Origin of the sequence: Halococcus salsus (genome assembly GCF_009900715.1) — an archaeon.
Lineage (GTDB): Archaea > Halobacteriota > Halobacteria > Halobacteriales > Halococcaceae > Halococcus > Halococcus salsus.
Map to the genome: position 1 here is coordinate 293,266 of NZ_JAAAJC010000001.1, position 18,158 is coordinate 311,423.

Here is an 18,158-nt window from a genome sequence, read left to right on the forward strand (position 1 = left end):
CAAAAGACAGTCGTTCTCTACATCTCAACCGTTCTTCTCTGAAAGGTACAGTTCGTTCGGAAGGTCGTTCTGTGACGGATAGTATTCTGTGAGTTCTGCAACCAGCGCCGCGAGTTCGTAGGCCGGGATCCGGTTGTTCGTATAGAAGCGTACCGTCCGATCGAGGTGCAATGACGGATCGAGGAAGTCGGTGTCGTTGGTGAGGACCACCATTTCATTCTCGTGAGCGTAGGCCGCGACTTCATGATCGTCGACACCCAGTGCAAGCGCCTGTCCAACGTGGATGGCTTCGTGGCCCTCGCGTTCGAGATACTGAACGGTATGTGGGTCGACGTTCTCGTCACGGAGTATTCGATAGGCCATTGTTCGACCGTCTCCCGATGGGATGTTTTGCGTGGCCCGAACGCGTGCCTGCGCTGGCGCGTGGATTCATTCGTCGGTTGCTCCAGCGTGCTCCTCGCGGAGCTCACTCAGCGTTTTCATGCCCCTCTCTCGTGCGGCACTGATTCGTTCTCGACGACGACGCCGTACTGCGGCCATCTCACCGGGGTGCTCGTGGTAGTACGTCAGCGCGCGGTAGACGTCCGCGATGTCGAGGTCGTAGCGGTCGGCGACGGTCTTGGCCGACAGGTCACCCTCCTCGACCCAGTCGGCGACCTGACGGACGCTGATGCGGCGACCCTCGATTCGGGGTTCACCACCCATCACGTCGTCGTCGCGGACGATGTGGGCGGTTCGCTGGGACATCTCGGTAGCTCTACCCTCCGCTTCGGATTTAAGCCTTCGGCGCAACGGGTCCATCGAGTTCGGTCGTCGAATCCGGGACCGTCACCTACTTTCACGCGCCGTTCGTACCCCAGCTATGGCGATGGAGTACCTCGAACACCGCCGAGGGATGGTCGAGGAGCGCCTCGAAGCGGTGTGCGAGGTGGTCGACCCGGACGAGCTGAGCGAGCGGATCGCTCACGTCGCGCTCTCTGACGGCAAACGGGTTCGGCCGACCGTCACCGTGCTCTCCTGTGAGACGGCCGGTGGCGAGGCGGCCGACGCGGTGGACTTCGCCGTGGGGATCGAACTCGTCCACAACGCCTCGTTGGTGGTCGACGACATCATCGACGACTCCGCCGTGCGGCGCGGGACCGACAGCGCGTGGGCCGCCTTCGGCTACGGTCCGGCGCTGATCACCTCCGACGGGTTGCTCGGCGAGGCGTTCGCGCTGTTCCTCGACGACGAGCGCGCGACGGAGGTCGTGAGCGAGGCGATGGTCGAGCTCGGCGAGGGCGAAGCCACCGAGCTCGTCGCCCGGCCCACGAACGAGGAGGAGTACCTCGCGCTCGCCCGCCGGAAGACGGGAGCGTTGTTCCGGGCCGCCGCCGAGCTCGGGGCGATCGCCGCCGACGCCGACGCCCGCACCGTCGAGGCCTTCGGCGAGTACGCCGAGGGCGTCGGGGTGGCCTTCCAGATCCGTGACGACGTGCTCGACGCCACCGCCGACGCCGACGACCTCGGGAAACCAACGGGCCAGGACAGCGCGATGGACCGGCCATCCCTCGTGGAAGTCACCGACCTCACGCCCGAGGAGGCCAACGCGTTGGCGCGCGAGACGGCGGACGGGGCGCTCTCGGCGCTGGAGTCGGTCGACGTGGCCGACGAGCGGGCCGCCGAATACCTCCGAGACCTCGCGGAGTTCGTGGTGGTTCGCGAGCGGTGAGCCGCCGCTTGCGGCGGCGGTGCGGATGCCGCCGCGGGTGCGGTCAGCGGTGCAGCTGCCGTCCGGCGGTTGTGGCGCGGGTTCGGTTTGGGCCTGGCGTCTCGGTGAGCGCCGCAGGCGCGAACCGAGGCTCAGGAGAGCTGTGCTCTCCTGGCGGATGAAGGGCGAGCGCCGCAGGCGCGAGGGCTTCGGCGGAGGCGGTGCGGTTGCGGTGCTGTGCGGCTGTGGGTAGTGGTTGTACTGCGAGCGCCAGAGGCGCGAGCAGCCCTTTTTAGTCCAGGTTTTTGGACGGGGGTTGAGCGAGCCGAAGGCGAGCGATTCCCCCGTCTAAAAAAGTGGTTGCTTAGAGCTCGACGCGCTCGACGAGGCGTTCCTCCGGGTCGCGGGTGGTGACCGCGACGATACGGACGTCGTCCTCGAGCCCCGACGCGTCGAGTTTGGACTTCAGGAGGGTGTCGACCTGGTAGACGCCGGCGGCGTCGGTCATCTCGATCTCGACCAGAACGGGAACACCGTCGCCTTTCTGGAGCGAGACCTTCCGGATGGCCTGGCTGGAAACGGTGTTGATGCCGCGGCCACCCTCCTCGTAGGGGCGTCGCGACCGGCCGTGTTCCATGTCGAGGGCGTCCGAGACCCGCACGATCCCGGCTTCGAGCGTCAGCGGCGTCTCGCTGGTGTCGTGGGCGACGATGGCGTGGAGCACCTCGCCCTTCATCCGGACGCGCTCGCCGACGTCGTACCACTCGAACTCGGGGAGGAGGCGGTCGAGGAGGTCGGCGGCGAGCGGGATCGAGTAGTAGGGGTGGTCGGTCCGGTGGACGACGTGGCCGATGTCGTGGAGCGTGGCGGCGAGCGCGATGATGACGGACTCGTCGGCCTCGTCGAGTCCTTGGTCGGCCGCACCGTTGAAGGCCACGTTGCCGGCCTTGAGGAGGTCGTAGAGACAGAGCGCGCGGTTCCTGACGATCGAGATGTGCTGGGAACCGTGGTCGTTGTAGCGCTTTCTCGCCACCGGGTTGACGTTCTGGGCGTCGAGGTAGGCTTGGATCTCCTCGTCGGATTCGATGACGTCGAGCACCCGATTCAGGCGTTCGTCGGGGAAGGCGTGGTCGGCCTCGGGGTCGTAGACCCGGCCGTTCGCGCCGGGATCCGCGTCGTCACTCATGGGATGGGGTTGGGTCCGCGTGGGAAAACCGATTCTGGTTCCTACGCGTCGCGCACGGCGTCCTCGATCGCGTCGTAGTCCGGCTCGACGCCCGGGTTCTCGCTCGTCCACGCGTAGGCCACCGTCCGCTCGCCGTCGACGACGAACACCGCGCGCTGGGCTACTTCGTCGATCCCGAGGTCCTCGAAGCCCATCGTGGCGTCGTAGGCCTCGACGACCTCGTGGTTCGGGTCGCTGATGAAGTCGAAGTCGAGCCCTTCCGCCTCGCGGAAGGCGTTGAGCGCGAACGGTGAGTCGACGCTCACACCGTAGACCGTCGCGCCCGCGTCCTCGAAGCCGTCGCGTCGTTCCTGGAAGGTGTTCATCTCGCCGGTACAGACCGACGAGAACGCGCCGGGGATGAACGCGAGCACCAGCGGAGCCTCGTCGAGGCGGTCGGTGAGCGTAAACCGCTCGCCGACGTCGCCGTTCGCGAGTGGGGCGGTGAACTCGGGGGCCGTGTCGTTCTCGGAAAGCATCGTCTGCGGGTCGTTCGCCGTAACGAAGACGCTTCTGCTCGCTGAGCAAAAAGCCTATAACTCACACATCGTAAGCTGGAGACACAATGGTTGGACTATCGCTGCTCCAGATCCCCGGTATCCCGGGTGGACCGGAGGTGTTGATCGTTCTCGTGATCATCGTCCTCCTGTTCGGTGCGAACAAGATCCCAGAACTCGCCGGCGCGCTTGGACAGGCCCGTGGTGAGTTCGACAAGGGCCGAAACGAAGTCGAGGACGAACTCGAGGAGATGCAGACCAGTAACGTCGACGCCGACTCGGGTGCGGCCGGCGACTCGACCGACGCCGCCTCGCAGGACAACGACGTCGATTACGACCCACCCGAGGTCAACGAGCGCAACACCGAAGTCGAGAGCAACCAGTAACGGAACGGTACGGTTTTTCACCTCGCGCCCACAGTTTCCGTCGGGGGCGTGTGGCCTAGCGGAGAGGGCGAGAGGTTCCTAACCTCTAGACCGCGGGTTCGAATCCCGTCACGCCCGCTGTCCACCCGAGCGCAGCGAACCGCGTCCGACCGCCGTCCGGATTCGCTTCACCTTCGACGGTCTTCAGTTGCCGTGTTCGTCCGGGTACGCGTTCGCGAGCAGCTCCGGCTCCGCCTCGAACCGCTCACGTACCGGCGCGATCACCGACGAGATGGCTTCCGCGGCGGCGTTCTTGAGGTCCTGTGGGTGGAGCTCCTCGCTCACGAAGTCGGCTTCGAGGTCGTCGTACGTCTCGTAGGTCAGGTCGCCGCCGTACTCCGCGGGTCGTTCGACGACGAACGACTCGCCACGCTCGTCGAGCACCGGGAAGACGAGGTACTCGAGGTATTCGAGCACGCCGTTGCCCGTGACCTCGCCCTGCGGGCAGTAGGCACCCTGAAGCTTCTCGGCCACAGTGCTGGAATCGTCGGAGAGGTTCACCTTCGAACTCGCGTCGGAGGCACTCATCTTCCCGCCCGCGAGCCCCGAGAGCAGCGGCGCGAACACGCACACAGGAGGGGTCTCGCCGCGGTCGGCGAACAGCTCGCGGCTCAGCATGTAGATCCCACGCTGGTCGATCCCCCCGTACGCGATGTCGGCGTCGAGCGCCTCGATGTCGAGGGTCTGCATCAGTGGGTAGATCAAGCCACCGAGTTTGGGGTTGTCCGACTGGCGGACGACCTCGCTGCCGGCGCGCTGGACGCGGGAGATTGTGGTGTCGGCGGCGGTTCTGAGCAGGTCGAGCGAGTAGTCGGGGTCGAGTTCGAAGTCGCGGCCCTGCGAGAACTCGATCTCCTCGGGGTCGGCCCCCGCCGCCTCGACCATCGCCTCGATGGCCTCGCGGTAGTAGGTCGCGCGCGCGTCGAGCAGGTCGAACGGGCTCTTCTCGTCGTCGAGGTGGGCGTGGAGGTCCGCGATCAGGACCTTGACCTCGAGCCCCGCCTGCAGGAAGTCGGCGAGCTTTCGGATCGTGGTGAAGTGGCCGATGTGCATCTCGCCGGTGGGCGCGTAGCCGATGTACACGGTCGGATCGTCGCCCAGGAGTTCGTCGAGTTCGTCGTCGGTGACGACCTCGGCGGTGTTGCGCCGTACGAGGTCCGCGCGCTCGGCGTCGTTCATACCCCTCCTGTCCCGTGCGCGCTGTTAAGCGATTCCCTTCGGGCCACGACGGCTGCCGCAACGAACAGCTCCATGCGGGTTCGACACGTAGTCAGAACGTGTACACCGGCAAGACCGAACAGCCGTGCTGTCTCTGTGCGAACCCCGAGACCACGTCCCGGCTCGACCTCCCGCCGCGAGCGGTGCGGGAGATGAAGCACGCCGGGTCGATCGCGTGGCGCGACATCGTGGGCGAGGTCTCGATCCACTTCTGTGCGAACGACTGGGCGCTCGTGCGGGACCTCGTCGTGGACCTCGACCAGAACCCGCTCTCGCGGTGTAACGTCGCCTACGCCTCCTTCGACATCCGCGAGGACTTCGAGGCGCTGTTGAACGACGTTCGCGACGAACCCGACCACACCGAGGCGGACGCCGAGATGATCGCCGAGAGCCGGCGGGTCGTCGAGGCGTTCGACGAGGACGACCTCATCGAGACCCGCGACCTCGTGGAGGCGAAGATCACCCTCTGGACGCTGCTCGACCTCGACGCGCCCGCATACGAAGAAATCTCCCGATAGTACCTCCGCCTCACGCCAACTGCTCGGCGACGAGCGCGTCGGCGCGCTCGACGAACGCCGCCTTCGAGTCGGTTGGGATCGTGGCCCCCGCAGCGACGTCGTGGCCACCGCCGTCGCCGTCGAGCGCCCGCGCGGCCTCGCCCACCACCGCCGAGAGGTCGAGCCCGGACCGGACTAATCTGTGGGTGCCGCGGGCCGAGACCTTCGTTTCGGTCTCGTTCTTCGTCGCGAACGCGATCACGGGTCGATCGCCACGAACCCCGTCGGTGCCCATCGCCATCCCGGCGACGATGCCGACGATGGTATCTCGAATGGTGTCGCCCGCGTCGAACCACTGGAGGTGGTCGGCCTGGGTCACGCCCTCGCGTTTCACCCAGTCGATACCGGTCGCGAGGTTCCGGCGGTGGTTCGAGAGCAGCGTCTCGGCCTCCGCCAGCGCCTCGTCGCGGTCGCCACAGCAGACCGCGAGACCGACGTCGGCACGCTCGTAGCGCGCGGTGGCGTTGAGGAGGGTCGAGAACTCACTCGCGTCCCGGAGCTGGCTGCCCGCGGGTTCGTCCGTGAGGAGGTAGGTCGTCCCGACGAGGTCGTCGATCCGGTCGGCGGGCACCCCGCGGGCGACCGCACGCTGGAGCAGTCCGCTCGCCACCCGCTGGCGCTCCTCACTACTGAGGTCGACCCACCGCCGCCAGCCGTTCTCCCCTTCGAGATCGATCTCGAGCTCCGAGAGGAACGCGGTCGCGCCGCGCTGGCTCCCCGAGATCCCCGGGATCCGCACGTCGTTCGCGTATTCGAGGAGTTTCGGGAGCGGACGGGTCTGCTTGCCGTAGAGCGTGAGGTCGGTGGTCTCTTCGAGCACGCCCGCCGCGACGCCCTCCGCGACGATGCCGCGGTTCGCGCCGACGAGTTCCCCCGTCGAGTTCTGCATGTCGCCGACCGCGCCGACCACGGCGAGGGCCGCGAGGTCGCGGTTGTCCGCCCCCATCTCGTCACCCTGTGTTTCGCCGAGCGCCCGCGCGAGGACGTAGGTCGTGCCGGCTCCCGAGATCTCGGTGGAGCCGTCGAGGTCGAACAGCAGCGGGTTCAGGTGAAACTCGGTCTCCGCCTCGGCTGGTCGGTGGTGGTCGGCGACCACGGGCGTGAAATCGCCGTCGGCTTCGTGTTCCGTGATGACGTCGAGCTGGCCGCTCCCGAAGTCGGTGAACAGGACCGTCTCGAACTCCCGTGCCGCCATCCCCGCTATCGCGTCGGCGTCGAGCTGTTTCTCGAACACTACCTCGTGGTCGATCCCGGCGCGCGAGAGCGCCGTCGTCGCCACCGCGGCGCTCGTGAGACCGTCGGCGTCGATGTGGGAGGCGAGGAGGACCGACTCCGCCGTGCGGAGCGCCTCCGCACACGCCGTCGCGCGCGTCGTGAGTTCGGGGACCGGACCAGCCATTCGTCGTCGGGTACGACGGGATCGGATTTAAGCTTCCGGACGGCGGCCCGACCGCCGACGGACTTCCGCCGTCGCTCGGTCCGAACCGTGATGCCGAAAGCGTTTAAGCTACTGGACGGCTACTCACGCCAACCACTGACTGTACAGTCAGTATCGAACGAACACGATGAATCACGAACTCACCTACACCCAGACATCGCTCGCATCGGTTCCGACGAGGAACGGCGGGCGGCGGACCGAATCGACCACGAACCACGACCGCCCGTCGGACGATGAGGTCCGGTTACGGTCCCGTCCGGGAGGCTTCGCGGAGTGAGCCGCAGGGGCAGCCTGCGGGGACTGTTCAAGACCCGTGACGAGTTCGACCTGACGTCCGGTGGCATCGGCCGACCGCTGTTCTATCTCGCGCTGCCGATCGTCATCACCAACCTCTTCCAGACCGCCTACAACCTCGCGGACACCTTCTGGCTCGGCCAGTACAACACGAACGCGCTCGCGGCGATCAGCTTCGCGTTCCCGATGGTCTTCCTCGTGATCTCGCTCGCGATCGGGCTCTCGGTCGCGGGCAGCGTGCTGGTGGCGCAGTACGTCGGTGCGGGCAAGGAGCGCCGCGCCGAGTACGCCGCCTCGCAGACGATCGCCTTCTCGATACTCGTCTCGTTGGTCCTCGGTGTAGTCGGCTACTTCTCCGTTGACGTGCTCGTCGACCTCCTGGGCGCGAACGACGCGATCGCCCCGCTCGCGGCGGGCTACATGCGGGTGTTCATGGTCGGCCTCGTCTTCGTCTTCGGCTTCGCGATGTTCATCTCGCTGATGCGTGGCTACGGCGACACGGTGACGCCGATGGTCGTGATGTTCGTCTCGGTCGTGATCAACATCGTGCTCGACCCGTTCCTGATCTTCGGCTTCGAGTCGAACCCGCTGTTCGGCTTCTTCGGGCTCGGCGGGCTCGAAGCCAGCCTCTACGCCGCGACCGGCTACGCGGGGAGCGGTATCCAGGGCGCGGCGGTCGCCACGATCGGTTCGCGCGCCATCGCGTTCGTGATCGGGCTCTGGATCATGTTTCGTGGGGATCAGGGCGTGCGGATCCGGCTCTCCCAGATGGTGCCGGACCTCGACTACGCCCGGAAGATGCTCGCGCTTGGCGTACCGGCCTCGGTCGAGGGGACCGTTCGGGCGGTCTCGATCAACCTCCTGCTGGTGGTCGTGGCCTCCTTCTCGACCACGGTGGTCGCCTCCTACGGGATCGGCACCCGCATCTTCTCGGTCGTGTTCCTCCCGGCGATCGCGCTCTCACAGGGCGTCGAGACCATGACCGGCCAGAACATCGGGGCCGGGAAGGCCGACCGCGCGGACCGAACGAACCACGTCGCCGCGGCGGTGCTGTTCGTGATCCTCTCGGCCGTGGGCGTCGTCGCGTGGCTCTTCGCCCGGCCGATCGCCGCGGTGTTCACGACCGATCCCGCCGTCGTGGCGACCAGCGCGACGTTCATCCGCTACGCCGCGCCGACGTTCGGCTTCATCGGGATCATGCGGGTCTACACCGGCGGCTTCCGCGGTGCGGGGCTGACGATGGTCGCCGCGGTCATCGCGGTCGGTACCCTCGGACTGATCCGGCTCCCGGTCGCCTGGTTCGGCGCGGGCCTCCTCGGCGTGAGCGGGCTCTGGCTCTCCTTCCCGGTCTCGAACGTCCTCGGCGCGCTCGCCTCGTACCTCTGGTTCCGCCGCGGGACGTGGCGCGACCGCAACCTCGCCGCCGACGACCAGGCCCCCCACCAACGCACCACGAGTTCGACGACCGACGACTGAGGGCCGAACCGAACCCGACGGAACGTTCAAACCGATTCGCGGCCGCCGTTCGCTATGGAGAAGACGCCCGCCGGCACGTCGGTCGGCGTCGCCGACCCGTACGCGTTCGTCGAGCGGTGTGACCACCTGACCGACGACGGCCGGTGTCGATACGCGCTCGAACACGGCTCCCACGACCCCGGGTTCGCCCGCGAGCGCGAGGCCGACGACTTCGCCTGTCCGGTCGTGACGGAGGCGGGCCCCGACTGGGATTGGCGGGACTGCCTGCAGTTCCGCGCCCGAAACCGCTCGCGCGAGTGTGTCCGGTGTGGCCTCGACGAGCGCCGGATGGCACATAGTACGGATCGCCCGCTGCTCGAAGAACACCACCTCTCCTACGCCGACGACGACTCGCGCGAGGTGAGCCACGAGATCACGGTCTATCTCTGCCGGTGGTGTCACGCCAAGATCCACTCGTCGTGGGCGCGGATCGACGACGACGCCACTCCCGATCCCGAGGCGCTCGCCGCCCGCGAGGGCCGCCGAAGCCAGGAACAGGCGGAGTTCGGGTTCGCCTCGGCCGCCGAGCGCCGCGAGTCCTCGGGTGACGAGACGTGACGGAGCCGCACACGTTTCGGGGGATTTTAGCCGGCGCGTCGCCAGCCTCAAGGCATGACCCGGATCGTCGTCGTCGACAACCACGGCCAGTTCACCCACCTCGAAGGCCGGGCGCTCCGCGACATCGGCGTCGAGACCGAGATCGTCGACAACACAACGCCCCCCGAGGAGATCGAGGCCGACGGGATCGTGCTCTCCGGCGGTCCCGACTCGGCCGACGACCCCGACGCGGGCGGGCGGTGTGACGAGTACCTCGACATGGGGATCCCAGTGTTGGGGATCTGTCTCGGGATGCAGATGATGGCGGTCGAGCGCGGCGGTCGCGTCGAACCCGGCGAATATGGGGGGTACGCCGACGTCACCGTCGAGATCGACAGTCCGGAGGACCCGCTGGTCGGTTCGCTCGCGCCCGAGACACGGGTGTGGGCGAGCCACGCCGACCAGGTGGTCGAACTCCCGCCGGGCTTCGAACGAACGGGGAAGAGCGACATCTGCGGGATCGAGTCGATGAGCGACACCAGCGAGGACCTCTTCGGCGTCCAGTGGCACCCCGAGGTGGCCCACACCGAGGAGGGTGAGGCGGTGTTCGAGAACTTTCGGGCGGTCTGTGACGCCACCGAAAGAGGGATTTAGCCGCCACTGGGTGGTTCTCCCGAATGACCGAGACCCAGGGCGACCTCGCGGCGCTCTCGCGGTTCATCTTTCGCGCCCCGAAGTGGTACGCGAGCCTCGGCTTCGCCCTCGTGGTCGCGGCGCTCGCGGGTGCGGCGGCGTTCGACTCGCAGTTCGTTCTCGAGGACGCCTGGCAGGGTGTCTTCTTCATCGGCGTGCCGACGGTCGTCGCGGCGGTCGCCACCCCCCCGATAGACCGACGGCTCGGCGGCCAGCTCACGCCGAACCGCGCCTCCCTGCTCGCGCTGGTCTGTGAGGTCTTCCTGGTCGCGGTCCTCGTGGTCGCGGGGACGATCGCCGTCCTCACGCCGCTCGGCCAGCGGTTCGTCTTCGACGCGCTCACCGTCGGGCTGGCTGCGGTCGGCGGCATTCGATTGGCGGTCCTGCTCGCGGTCTCGCGGAAGTCGCTCGTCGTCACGGCGATCCCGGCGGGGATCCAGACCGCGACGGCGGCGTTCCTCGTCTTCGTCTACAGCGGCACCGCGCGCTACGTCGAGGTCGGTGGCCCGCTCGTTCAGTCCTTCCTCTCGCGGCCGAGCCGCGGCCCCGCCGAACTCGGGGCGGTCAAACCGCTCGACTTCGCCGTGCTCGCGCTGCTCTGTGCGCTCTACGCACTCGCCGTCGTGGTGTTCGTCCGCGTCATCGACCGGCCGTGGCGACGGAGCCTCGGCGTGAGCGTCCTCGACTTCGGTCGGGGGTTCGTCGGCCACATCGCGGAGGGCTCCGACGAACTCGAGGAGTTCTTCGCGGCGCTCGGCGAGGAGGCGGTGGTGCCGGTGAGTGTGCTCTCGGCCCGCCGTCCCGACGGCTCCGAGAAGGCGCGGTTCGTACTTCCCATGATCCACCCGGGCCCGATGGGCGAGATCGGCGGCGGCAACCTCCCGAAGCGCGTCGCCAGGAGCGCCGACGGGCTCGGCTTCCCGCCCCACGCGACCGCGGGTCACGACTTCAACCTCGTCTCCGAGCGCGAGGTCGACACCCTCCTCGACGCGGTCTCGCGTGCCCACGACCGGATCGAGTACTCGAAAACGGGGACACCGCCGGTCCGACGCCGCGTCGGCGAGGCTACCGTCACGGGGCAGGCGATGGGCGACGGTGCGATGGTGGTCGCGACCTACGCGCCGGGGCTCGCCGACGACATCGACTACTCGGTGGGGCTGTCGGCGGTCGCCGAGGCGCGGTCCCACGGCGTCGACGCGATGGTGGTCGACGCCCACAACGCGAACGACGGGCTCGCGGGCGACGACCTCGGCCACGTGGTCCCCGGCAGCCAGCGTTCGTTCGACCTCATCGAGGGCGTCGGCGAGGTCTCGGCGGCGCTCGCGAACGCGCCGCACGGTCGGCTCGAACTCGGGGTGGCGTGGGACGAGACGCCGTGGACGGCGAGCGAGGGTATCGGCCCGCTCGGGGTCCGGGTCGCGGCGTTCACGGTCGCGGGCGAGACCGGGGTCTCCGTACTGATCGACGGCAACAACATGGAACCGGGGCTCCGGGAGGCGATCCTCGACCACATCGACGCGGACCCGGCGGAGGTGATGACGACCGACACCCACGTCGTCAACACCGTCGAGTCGGCGAATCAGGTCGGCGGGGCCATCCCACACGATGAGCTCATCGCGCTCGTCGCGTCGCTCGTCGAGGAGGCCCTCGCCGACCGCGAGCCGGTCGAGGCGGGGATGGCGACCGAACGCGCCCGCGTCACCGTGTTCGGCAACGACAGAACCGAGACCCTCGCGAGCCACGCCAACGCGATGCTCGGGATGGGGAGCGCGCTCGCGGGTGCGTTCGCCGTCGCGCTGCTCGCGGTGAGTATCGTTGTCTTCCTGTTCACCTAGCTCGCGGCCTGCTCCTCGTCCCCATCGAGTTCGACGGTCTCGACCACCGAGAGCGGGACGTCCCGGAGCGCGCCGCCGACCTCGCTCTTGGCGATCCGCTCGGCGTGCTGTTGGCCGTCGGCGTTGAACACGTCGATCTCGAGGACCAGTCCCACGAGTGCCGTGCCGGCGGCGACGTAGGCCGAGTCGAACGGCTCGCCACAGGCCGGACAGCCCGTCGCGCCGACGTTGACCTCGACGTAGGACTTGTCCTGGTCGTTGAGTCGTTTGCCCGCTTCGCTCACCGCGACGCCGATCGCGTCGTCGATGTTGTCGACGTCGCGAACCAGCCACGCGGCCTCCATCGCAACGAGGTAGTCAGTCATAGCTGGTCGTCGTTGTGTAGAGGGTCGAACCTTGTGGTTTCGAGTGACGCACGGAAGGACTGGTCTTTTAAGCGTCGGGCCGGTAACGGTGGTATGCAAGACTTCCCGAACAGCCCGGATCTCGGCCGGCCGGGACAGGCGGAGACGGAGGGTCTCTACGGTCCGGAACTCGGCGACCTGCCGACGCACGACATGTCGGACGAGCAGATCACCAAGACCGGTACCACGACCGTGGGCCTCACCACGACCGACGGCGTCGTGCTCGCCACCGACCGCCGCGCGAGCGCGGGCAACCTCGTCGCGAGCAAGCGCGCCGAGAAGATCGCGGAGATCCACCCCCGCGGCGCGCTCACCATCTCCGGGGCCGTGAGCGCGGCCCAGGCGCTGATCAACAACCTCCAGGCCGAGGTCCGCCTCTACGAGGCCCGCCGCGGCGAGGAGATGTCGATCAAGGCGCTCGCCACGCTGACCTCCAACTTCCTCCGGAGCGGCGCGTTCTACATCGTCCACCCCATCCTCGGTGGCGTCGACGACGAGGGCAGCCACATCTACAGCATCGACCCCGCGGGCAGTATCATGGAAGAGCCCTACAACGCGACCGGCTCGGGCTCCCCGTTCGCCTACGGTGTGCTCGAACAGCGCTTCGAGGAGGGCCTCTCGAACGAGGAGGCCAAGACCGTCGCCACCGACGCCGTCAAGAGCGCCGTCGAGCGCGACACCGCGAGCGGTAACGGCATCATCATCTCCGAGATCACCGACGCGGGGGTCGACATCGACGTCCACGACGATTTCGACGACCTGCTCTGAGTCAGGCCGACCACTATCTCTTCCTCGCCACACCCCGTAGCCGCACGGCCGTCGTCCGGCGACCCCGTCACTCGGGCTGTTCGCTCGGCTCGTCGGCGATCCCGGTGCCGATGCGGGCGGCGACGCCGACGCCGACGAACGTGACCAGCACCCCGGCGAGCACGAACCCGAGGAGTCGGGTGTCGGCGGTGACCGCGAAGCCCCGAACCGAGATCACCCCGAGCGAGAGCGCCGGCACCTGGAGCGGGGCGGTCACGCCGGCGCGTTCGAGGAAGTAGGCCGCGAAGCCACGGACGACGAGTGCGACGGCGACCGCGACGAACGGCAGGTTAAGCGCCGAGGTCCGAACGCGGTCGTTGGCGAGCCACTCGTCGGCGGCGAGGCCGATGCTCGCGGTCAGCGCCGCGGTCGCGAGCCACGGCACGCTCGCGAACAGGAAGGCCATGACCGTGACGAGCGGGCTGGCGGTTCGCGCGAGCGGCGAGGCGTTGATCCCGCCCGCGACGACCCCGACGAGCGCGAGCCCCACGGCGATGACACCCGTCACCACCGACACCCGACCGGTGTAGAACCCGCCGCGGAGCCCGCGGGCGATCGCGCCGAACGCGTCGTCGACCCCGAAGCCCTTATAGAGCAAGAACAGCCCGGTGACGGCGGCGACGACCGCGACCGCGACCGCCGCGCTCCGGGCGAGCACCACCAGCACCGGGGCCACGAGCAACGCGATCCCGATCGGCACGAGCACCGTCTGCCGGAGCTCCTCGTCGTCGAGGAACTGCTTGAGGTAGTGGTAGGTGGATTCGAGGTCGCGCGACTGGCGGACGACGACCCGCGAGACGCCGTCGACGCGAACCCGGCTCTCGACGACGTGGACCAGGCCCTCGTCGGCGCTGTCGGTCACCACGACCGACGAGTCGATGTCGTGGGCCGCGAGGAGTTCGTCGACCTGGCGGGCGACCGCCCGGTCGGCGTCGACCGAGTCGTCGGCCCCCGAGACCACCGCGACCACCGGGTCCTCGCCCGTCTCCCGGAGGTCGCGCGCCACCCGCAACCCTTCGAGGAAACAGTTGGTCCGGCTGCTCTCCGGATCGTGTAGGCCGGCCTCGGTCACGAGCGACCGGACCGCGCGCTCGCCGACCACCGGCACCTCGTCGGCGACCGCCGCGACGGTCTCGCCGCGGTCGAGACAGACCACGAGCGTACTCACGTCCCGATGCACGCCACGATGGAATAAAAACGCTCGTCATGGCCGCCGTTCGGTCTTACAGTCGGAGCTGGAACTCCTCGTCGACGTCGAACGCGCTCGCCGCGCCCGCGCCGACCGCGTAGGCCATCCCCTGGGAGCTGTTCCGGAGGCGCTCCATCAGACTGCGTTCGGGCTCGAACTCCTCGACCTCGACCTCGTGGCCGAGGCGGTCTTCCAGTCGGTCCTCGACGTCTTCGCGGGTGCCGAGTTCGTCGACCAGCCCGTTCTCGGCCGCGTCGGTCCCAAGGTAGACGCGCGCCTCGGTCTCCCTGATGGTGGCCTCGTCGAGGTCGCGGCCCGCCGCCACCCGCTCGACGAAGGTCTCGTAGTAGTCGTCGACGATCCCCTGGAGGTAGGCCTCGTCCTCGGCTTCCGGCTCCTTCAGCGGGTAGCCCGCGTCCTTGAACTCGCCCGCCGTCATCGGGCGGTAGTCGAGCCCGAGCTTGTCGGCCAACCCCTTGGCGTTGACTTGGGAGCCGCGGACGCCGATGGAGCCGACGATGCTCGCCTCACGCGCCCAGAGCTCGTCACAGCCGCTCGCGATCCAGTAGCCGCCGCTCGCGCAGGTGTCGGTCGCGTAGGCGACGGTCGGCCCGTCGAAGCGCTCGGCCGCGATCCGGATGTCCTCGCTCGGGAGCACCTCCCCGCCGGGGGTGTTGAGCTTCACGATCAGTGCCTCGACGTTCGGGTCGTCGTCGGCGTCCTCGATCTGTTCGACGACCTTGTCGGCGGGTATCGACCCCCGACCCGCGCCCGGGACGCGGCTCCCGTCGCGCGTGATCGGCCCTTCGACGGCGACCTCGGCGACGTTGTAGCCGTTCGTCGCCTGAGCTCGGAATCGTTTGACGGTACCCCAGAGGCTCGCCCCCGCCGTCGCTCCGACGACCGCACCCGCGAGTCTGTCTGCGTTGGTCGGCATGGGCGCTCTCGGTGCGGAACGCGGATTAAGGGTTCGCTCGCGGAGCGCTGCCGGAACGATGTCGCTTGCGGTTTAGAGCTTGCCGGCCTTCTGGAGCTTCATCAGGTCCTCGGTGTCGAGGGTCTCGCCGTCGAGGAACTGCTGGTAGATCTCGTCGGCCTCCTCCTCGGCGGCCTCGCGGCGCTCGTCGCGCTCGGACTTGCGCTCCTGTTCTTCCTCCTTGTCCATCTCGCGGAGGCGCTTCTGGACCCGGACGAAGTCCTCGTGGTGGCGGTCGGCGGCCTCCTGGGCCTCGACGAACTTCTCGTGCCACTCGTCGGCGTCGTCGCGGACGTCGTCGGCCTCGCGGTAGGCCGAAATCATCTCGTTGTGGTGCTCCTGGGCCTCGTCGGCGAGCTCGGTGACCTTCTCGTGGTGCTCGGAGGCTTCGGCGCGGACCTCCTCGGCTTCGGCCTTGACCTCTTCGAGCCCCTCGGTGTCCTCGAGGGCGTCCTGGCGCTTGCGATACTGCTCGCGCTTGTCCTCGATCTTCTCGATGAGCTCGCGCTCGTCCTCGGCCGAGAGGACCTCGGTCTGCTGGCGGAACTCGAGGTCCTCGATCTCGGATTCGAGCGTGTCGAGGTCCTTGCCCTCGTCGAGGTCGAGGTCGCCCTTCATGTCGTCGACCTCGTCGAAGAGCTCGTTGGCCTTCGCGTTGAGCTCGTTTCGTTGCTGTTTGTGTTCTTGGACCTTCTCGTTCAGCTCGTCGCGTTTCTCGCGGTGCTCCTGTGCGAGATCGACCTGCTCTCGCGTCTTCGCGTTGAGCTCGTCGCGTCGCGAGGCGCGCTCGGAGGCCGCCTGGTTCAGCTCGTTCCGGCGGTCGCGGAGCTTGCCGGCGAGCTTGATGAGCTTGCCTTTCGAGTCGCTTTCGAGGTCGTTATCGGTGAGTTCGACGTTCGCTGATTGGTCTATTGTGCTTGCCATGGTTCGGTTGCGATCCCAGTCGCGCCGGATGGTCGCCGCTCCTCGTCGGTCGCTGACTGCTCGGAGGAGAGGCCCGTATCATTCGTTTGCGATACCACAGTGATGCCGGCGGCTTCTGGCATCTGCGCATAGTGGCAGAACCACTTTAAACGTTGCGATGGTGAGAGGTCGTCACACGGTCTCTCGGCCCGGTCTACCGGGGATAGCTGGTTTCGACCGTCCGCTCCCCGACCGAGAGCACGAGGTCGACGCTATCGGCCTCCGCGGGCGGGTCGACCGTCCCGACCGTCGCCCGCGCGGCGGGTCCGAGGTCGACCGCGACCGTTCCCGACCGCTCACCCGCTTCCCACTCGACCTCGCCCGCGACGGGGTCGGCGGTGTCGTTGCTCACCACGACCGCGGGTTCGGGTCCGGTCGGGTCGTCGAGGAACACGGTCACCGGCTCGAACCCGGTCGCGAGCGTGGCGTCGACCGACGCGGCGTTCGGCGGCGCGAATACGGTGAGGAACGGTATCCCCGACCGGCGGAGCGCCGCGACCGTCCGTTCCGCGTTCGTCGCCGCCGCCGCGTCGGTTCCGGCCACCGCGTAGCGGGTGTGGGTGCCCGGGTCGAGGTCGCCGGCCGCCCCCGTGTAGCCGTCGACCACCCAGCACTCGGTCCCGTCCTCGACACCGGCATCGAGGCCGGGAACGGCGAGCGCGGGGATGGAACCCGGCAGCGCACCCGCGGCCGCCGTCGCGGTCGCCGCGTGCTCGCGCCCACCCACCGCGCGAAGCACCCGCCACGAACCCCGGTCGGTGGCCGTCTCGAACTCGTAGGCGTCGTCGTGGACCCCGAAACACGTGAGGCTCGCGTGGTGGCCGTAGGCCCCCGAGAGCCGGCGTGCAAGCGACCGGGCGCGTTCGGCGTCGAGCGCGCCCGGACTCATCGGCAGGTCCTGCACGAGGAGCACGCCCGCCTCGTCGGCGGCGTCGTAGGCCGACTCGGGCGGGACGTGGCCGTACCATCGGACGAGGGTCGCGTTCGTCTCGGCCGCGTGTTCGACGGCCTCGACCGCGTCCTCGGGGTCGGTCGTCGGAAGCACGACCCGGCCGCGAACCGGGATCCGGGTTCCGTTGACGACCAACCCGTCGGAGCCGTACTCGACGGTCCGAAAGCCGGTCGTCGCGGTGCGTTCGTGGTCGCCGAGGGCGGCCCGCACCGTATAGCGCCGTTGCGAGCCGAACCCGCGCGGCCACCACCGGTCGGGGTCGCGAACCGAGAGCCGCCCCTGCACGGTGACGCGCCCACCCGCCTCCGCCGCGACCCCGACGGAGGTCATCGCGCTCGTGGCCTCGCCGTCCGCGGGGTGGAGCGTGAGCCGGACCCGGCCCGAGAGCTCCGTCCCGGCGTCGACGGTGACGATAGCGTTGATCCCCGTCTCGTCGCCCTCGGCCGGTCGAACCGTGAGGTCGGTGAGCGCGATCTCGGGGACGGGTTCGACGGTGGCGTCCCACCGGATCCCCGGGACGCGGTCCCGCGGCGGGAGGCGATCCGTCTCGAAGACACCGCCGAAGCGGTCGTCGGACGCCCGACAGACCACGACGAGTTCGTTCTCGTCCGCCGGGTCGACGACGGCGCTGAACGGTGTGAAGTAAGCGTCGTGCTCCCCGAGGAACTCGCCGTTGAGCCAGACGCGCGCGTGGGCGTAGAGCCCACCGAGGCGGAGTTCGGCGCGCTCCCCACCGGGGTCGGCGAAGTGGGTTCGGTAGGCGACCGTTCGCTCACCGGTGAAGCGCGCCGGGCTTTCGGGCCCCTCGACGGCGACCCACTCGTCGGGCGTCGGTGGATCGCGCCCGTCCGGGTCGACCGCGGCCGCGCTCCACTCGCGGAGGTTCATGTCGACCGAAGTGGGCGCGCCGGGCATAGCCCTTCCGTGTGTTTCTTTCAGTTTC

19 protein-coding genes and 1 tRNA gene are annotated in these 18,158 nt (G+C 68.5%); 9 read left to right on the plus strand and 11 right to left on the minus strand.

From position 1 onward, the window contains the following. Positions 1-24: 24 nt before the first annotated feature. Positions 25-363: a DUF5615 family PIN-like protein gene (locus GT355_RS01505; RefSeq protein ID WP_160132877.1), complete on the minus strand. Its 339-nt coding sequence runs from the start codon at positions 361-363 to the stop codon at positions 25-27. 66 nt (positions 364-429) lie between these two features. After that, positions 430-747, minus strand: a complete 318-nt coding sequence (locus tag GT355_RS01510) for a DUF433 domain-containing protein (RefSeq protein ID WP_160132879.1) — start codon at positions 745-747, stop codon at positions 430-432. A 121-nt stretch (positions 748-868) separates the two neighbouring features. On the opposite strand from GT355_RS01510, the gene GT355_RS01515 reads away from it, so the two are divergent. Continuing rightward, positions 869-1,711 (plus strand): polyprenyl synthetase family protein, encoded by an 843-nt coding sequence (locus GT355_RS01515; RefSeq protein WP_160133973.1) that lies wholly within the window; start codon positions 869-871, stop codon positions 1,709-1,711. A gap of 343 nt (positions 1,712-2,054) precedes the next feature. Here GT355_RS01515 and GT355_RS01520 read toward each other — a convergent pair whose 3' ends face one another. Beyond that, positions 2,055-2,876 (minus strand): HD domain-containing protein, encoded by an 822-nt coding sequence (locus GT355_RS01520; protein WP_160132881.1) that lies wholly within the window; start codon positions 2,874-2,876, stop codon positions 2,055-2,057. 41 nt (positions 2,877-2,917) lie between these two features. Continuing rightward, positions 2,918-3,394 carry a redoxin domain-containing protein gene (locus GT355_RS01525; RefSeq protein ID WP_160132883.1) on the minus strand — a complete coding sequence of 159 codons (477 nt, stop codon included), beginning with the start codon at positions 3,392-3,394 and terminating at the stop codon, positions 2,918-2,920. An 86-nt stretch (positions 3,395-3,480) separates the two neighbouring features. Between GT355_RS01525 and tatA the strand changes: the two genes are divergently transcribed. Beyond that, entirely contained in the window at positions 3,481-3,798 is a 318-nt protein-coding gene (gene tatA, locus GT355_RS01530; protein ID WP_160132885.1) for a twin-arginine translocase TatA/TatE family subunit, read from the plus strand. 44 nt (positions 3,799-3,842) lie between these two features. Next, positions 3,843-3,915 (plus strand) — tRNA-Arg (locus tag GT355_RS01535). A gap of 66 nt (positions 3,916-3,981) precedes the next feature. Here GT355_RS01535 and GT355_RS01540 read toward each other — a convergent pair. Continuing rightward, positions 3,982-5,016 carry a tyrosine--tRNA ligase gene (locus tag GT355_RS01540; RefSeq protein WP_160132887.1) on the minus strand — a complete coding sequence of 345 codons (1,035 nt, stop codon included), beginning with the start codon at positions 5,014-5,016 and terminating at the stop codon, positions 3,982-3,984. A gap of 98 nt (positions 5,017-5,114) precedes the next feature. Between GT355_RS01540 and GT355_RS01545 the strand changes: the two genes are divergently transcribed. Next, the gene (locus GT355_RS01545) at positions 5,115-5,573 is read left to right on the plus strand and encodes a DUF7960 family protein (protein WP_160132890.1); all 459 of its coding nucleotides are present in this window, start codon (positions 5,115-5,117) and stop codon (positions 5,571-5,573) included. 10 nt (positions 5,574-5,583) lie between these two features. Here the strand turns inward: GT355_RS01545 and recJ are convergent, their stop codons facing one another. Next, a complete protein-coding gene (gene recJ / locus GT355_RS01550; RefSeq protein WP_160132892.1) occupies positions 5,584-7,011 on the minus strand; it encodes a RecJ family nuclease in 1,428 nt (475 codons plus the stop codon). Between the two features lie 312 nt (positions 7,012-7,323). On the opposite strand from recJ, the gene GT355_RS01555 reads away from it, so the two are divergent. From GT355_RS01555 to GT355_RS01570, 4 genes are read left to right on the plus strand one after another with little or no spacing between them, the layout of a single operon-like run. Beyond that, entirely contained in the window at positions 7,324-8,820 is a 1,497-nt protein-coding gene (locus GT355_RS01555) for an MATE family efflux transporter (RefSeq protein WP_160132894.1), read from the plus strand. Positions 8,821-8,874: 54 nt separating this feature from the next. Then, entirely contained in the window at positions 8,875-9,417 is a 543-nt protein-coding gene (locus GT355_RS01560; RefSeq protein WP_160132896.1) for a DUF7097 family protein, read from the plus strand. A gap of 54 nt (positions 9,418-9,471) precedes the next feature. Beyond that, entirely contained in the window at positions 9,472-10,050 is a 579-nt protein-coding gene (locus GT355_RS01565) for a GMP synthase subunit A (protein WP_160132898.1), read from the plus strand. Between the two features lie 23 nt (positions 10,051-10,073). After that, a complete protein-coding gene (locus GT355_RS01570; protein ID WP_160132900.1) occupies positions 10,074-11,924 on the plus strand; it encodes a DUF2070 family protein in 1,851 nt (616 codons plus the stop codon). Here the strand turns inward: GT355_RS01570 and GT355_RS01575 are convergent. Further along, a complete protein-coding gene (locus GT355_RS01575) occupies positions 11,921-12,289 on the minus strand; it encodes a DUF555 domain-containing protein (RefSeq protein WP_160132902.1) in 369 nt (122 codons plus the stop codon). The two genes, GT355_RS01570 and GT355_RS01575, sit on opposite strands and share 4 nt — an antisense overlap. A 93-nt stretch (positions 12,290-12,382) precedes the next feature. Here GT355_RS01575 and psmB point away from each other — a divergent pair, with 93 nt between their 5' ends. Beyond that, positions 12,383-13,096: an archaeal proteasome endopeptidase complex subunit beta gene (gene psmB, locus GT355_RS01580; RefSeq protein ID WP_120073714.1), complete on the plus strand. Its 714-nt coding sequence runs from the start codon at positions 12,383-12,385 to the stop codon at positions 13,094-13,096. Between the two features lie 67 nt (positions 13,097-13,163). Here psmB and GT355_RS01585 read toward each other — a convergent pair whose 3' ends face one another. The 4 genes from GT355_RS01585 to GT355_RS01600 form a co-directional block, all read right to left on the minus strand. Then, a complete protein-coding gene (locus GT355_RS01585; protein WP_160132904.1) occupies positions 13,164-14,303 on the minus strand; it encodes a DUF373 family protein in 1,140 nt (379 codons plus the stop codon). Positions 14,304-14,358: 55 nt separating this feature from the next. Beyond that, positions 14,359-15,261, minus strand: a complete 903-nt coding sequence (gene sppA / locus GT355_RS01590; RefSeq protein WP_160132906.1) for a signal peptide peptidase SppA — start codon at positions 15,259-15,261, stop codon at positions 14,359-14,361. A 72-nt stretch (positions 15,262-15,333) separates the two neighbouring features. Then, positions 15,334-16,224 (minus strand): coiled-coil protein, encoded by an 891-nt coding sequence (locus GT355_RS01595; RefSeq protein ID WP_120073710.1) that lies wholly within the window; start codon positions 16,222-16,224, stop codon positions 15,334-15,336. Positions 16,225-16,417: 193 nt separating this feature from the next. Further along, positions 16,418-18,103 carry a glycoside hydrolase family 2 protein gene (locus tag GT355_RS01600; protein WP_160132908.1) on the minus strand — a complete coding sequence of 562 codons (1,686 nt, stop codon included), beginning with the start codon at positions 18,101-18,103 and terminating at the stop codon, positions 16,418-16,420. Positions 18,104-18,158 lie beyond the last annotated feature (55 nt).

What these genes read in the sequence shown, in the direction of transcription:
- GT355_RS01575 (WP_160132902.1), bottom strand. Translation starts at nt 12,289, where the DNA reads ATGACTGACTACCTCGTTGCGATGGAGGCCGCGTGGCTGGTTCGCGAC.
- GT355_RS01600 (WP_160132908.1), bottom strand. Translation starts at nt 18,103, where the DNA reads ATGAACCTCCGCGAGTGGAGCGCGGCCGCGGTCGACCCGGACGGGCGC.
- GT355_RS01520 (WP_160132881.1), bottom strand. Translation starts at nt 2,876, where the DNA reads ATGAGTGACGACGCGGATCCCGGCGCGAACGGCCGGGTCTACGACCCC.
- GT355_RS01525 (WP_160132883.1), bottom strand. Translation starts at nt 3,394, where the DNA reads ATGCTTTCCGAGAACGACACGGCCCCCGAGTTCACCGCCCCACTCGCG.
- recJ (WP_160132892.1), bottom strand. Translation starts at nt 7,011, where the DNA reads ATGGCTGGTCCGGTCCCCGAACTCACGACGCGCGCGACGGCGTGTGCG.
- GT355_RS01505 (WP_160132877.1), bottom strand. Translation starts at nt 363, where the DNA reads ATGGCCTATCGAATACTCCGTGACGAGAACGTCGACCCACATACCGTT.
- GT355_RS01540 (WP_160132887.1), bottom strand. Translation starts at nt 5,016, where the DNA reads ATGAACGACGCCGAGCGCGCGGACCTCGTACGGCGCAACACCGCCGAG.
- GT355_RS01515 (WP_160133973.1), top strand. Translation starts at nt 869, where the DNA reads ATGGAGTACCTCGAACACCGCCGAGGGATGGTCGAGGAGCGCCTCGAA.
- GT355_RS01595 (WP_120073710.1), bottom strand. Translation starts at nt 16,224, where the DNA reads ATGGCAAGCACAATAGACCAATCAGCGAACGTCGAACTCACCGATAAC.
- psmB (WP_120073714.1), top strand. Translation starts at nt 12,383, where the DNA reads ATGCAAGACTTCCCGAACAGCCCGGATCTCGGCCGGCCGGGACAGGCG.
- GT355_RS01570 (WP_160132900.1), top strand. Translation starts at nt 10,074, where the DNA reads ATGACCGAGACCCAGGGCGACCTCGCGGCGCTCTCGCGGTTCATCTTT.
- GT355_RS01560 (WP_160132896.1), top strand. Translation starts at nt 8,875, where the DNA reads ATGGAGAAGACGCCCGCCGGCACGTCGGTCGGCGTCGCCGACCCGTAC.
- sppA (WP_160132906.1), bottom strand. Translation starts at nt 15,261, where the DNA reads ATGCCGACCAACGCAGACAGACTCGCGGGTGCGGTCGTCGGAGCGACG.
- GT355_RS01510 (WP_160132879.1), bottom strand. Translation starts at nt 747, where the DNA reads ATGTCCCAGCGAACCGCCCACATCGTCCGCGACGACGACGTGATGGGT.
- GT355_RS01565 (WP_160132898.1), top strand. Translation starts at nt 9,472, where the DNA reads ATGACCCGGATCGTCGTCGTCGACAACCACGGCCAGTTCACCCACCTC.
- tatA (WP_160132885.1), top strand. Translation starts at nt 3,481, where the DNA reads ATGGTTGGACTATCGCTGCTCCAGATCCCCGGTATCCCGGGTGGACCG.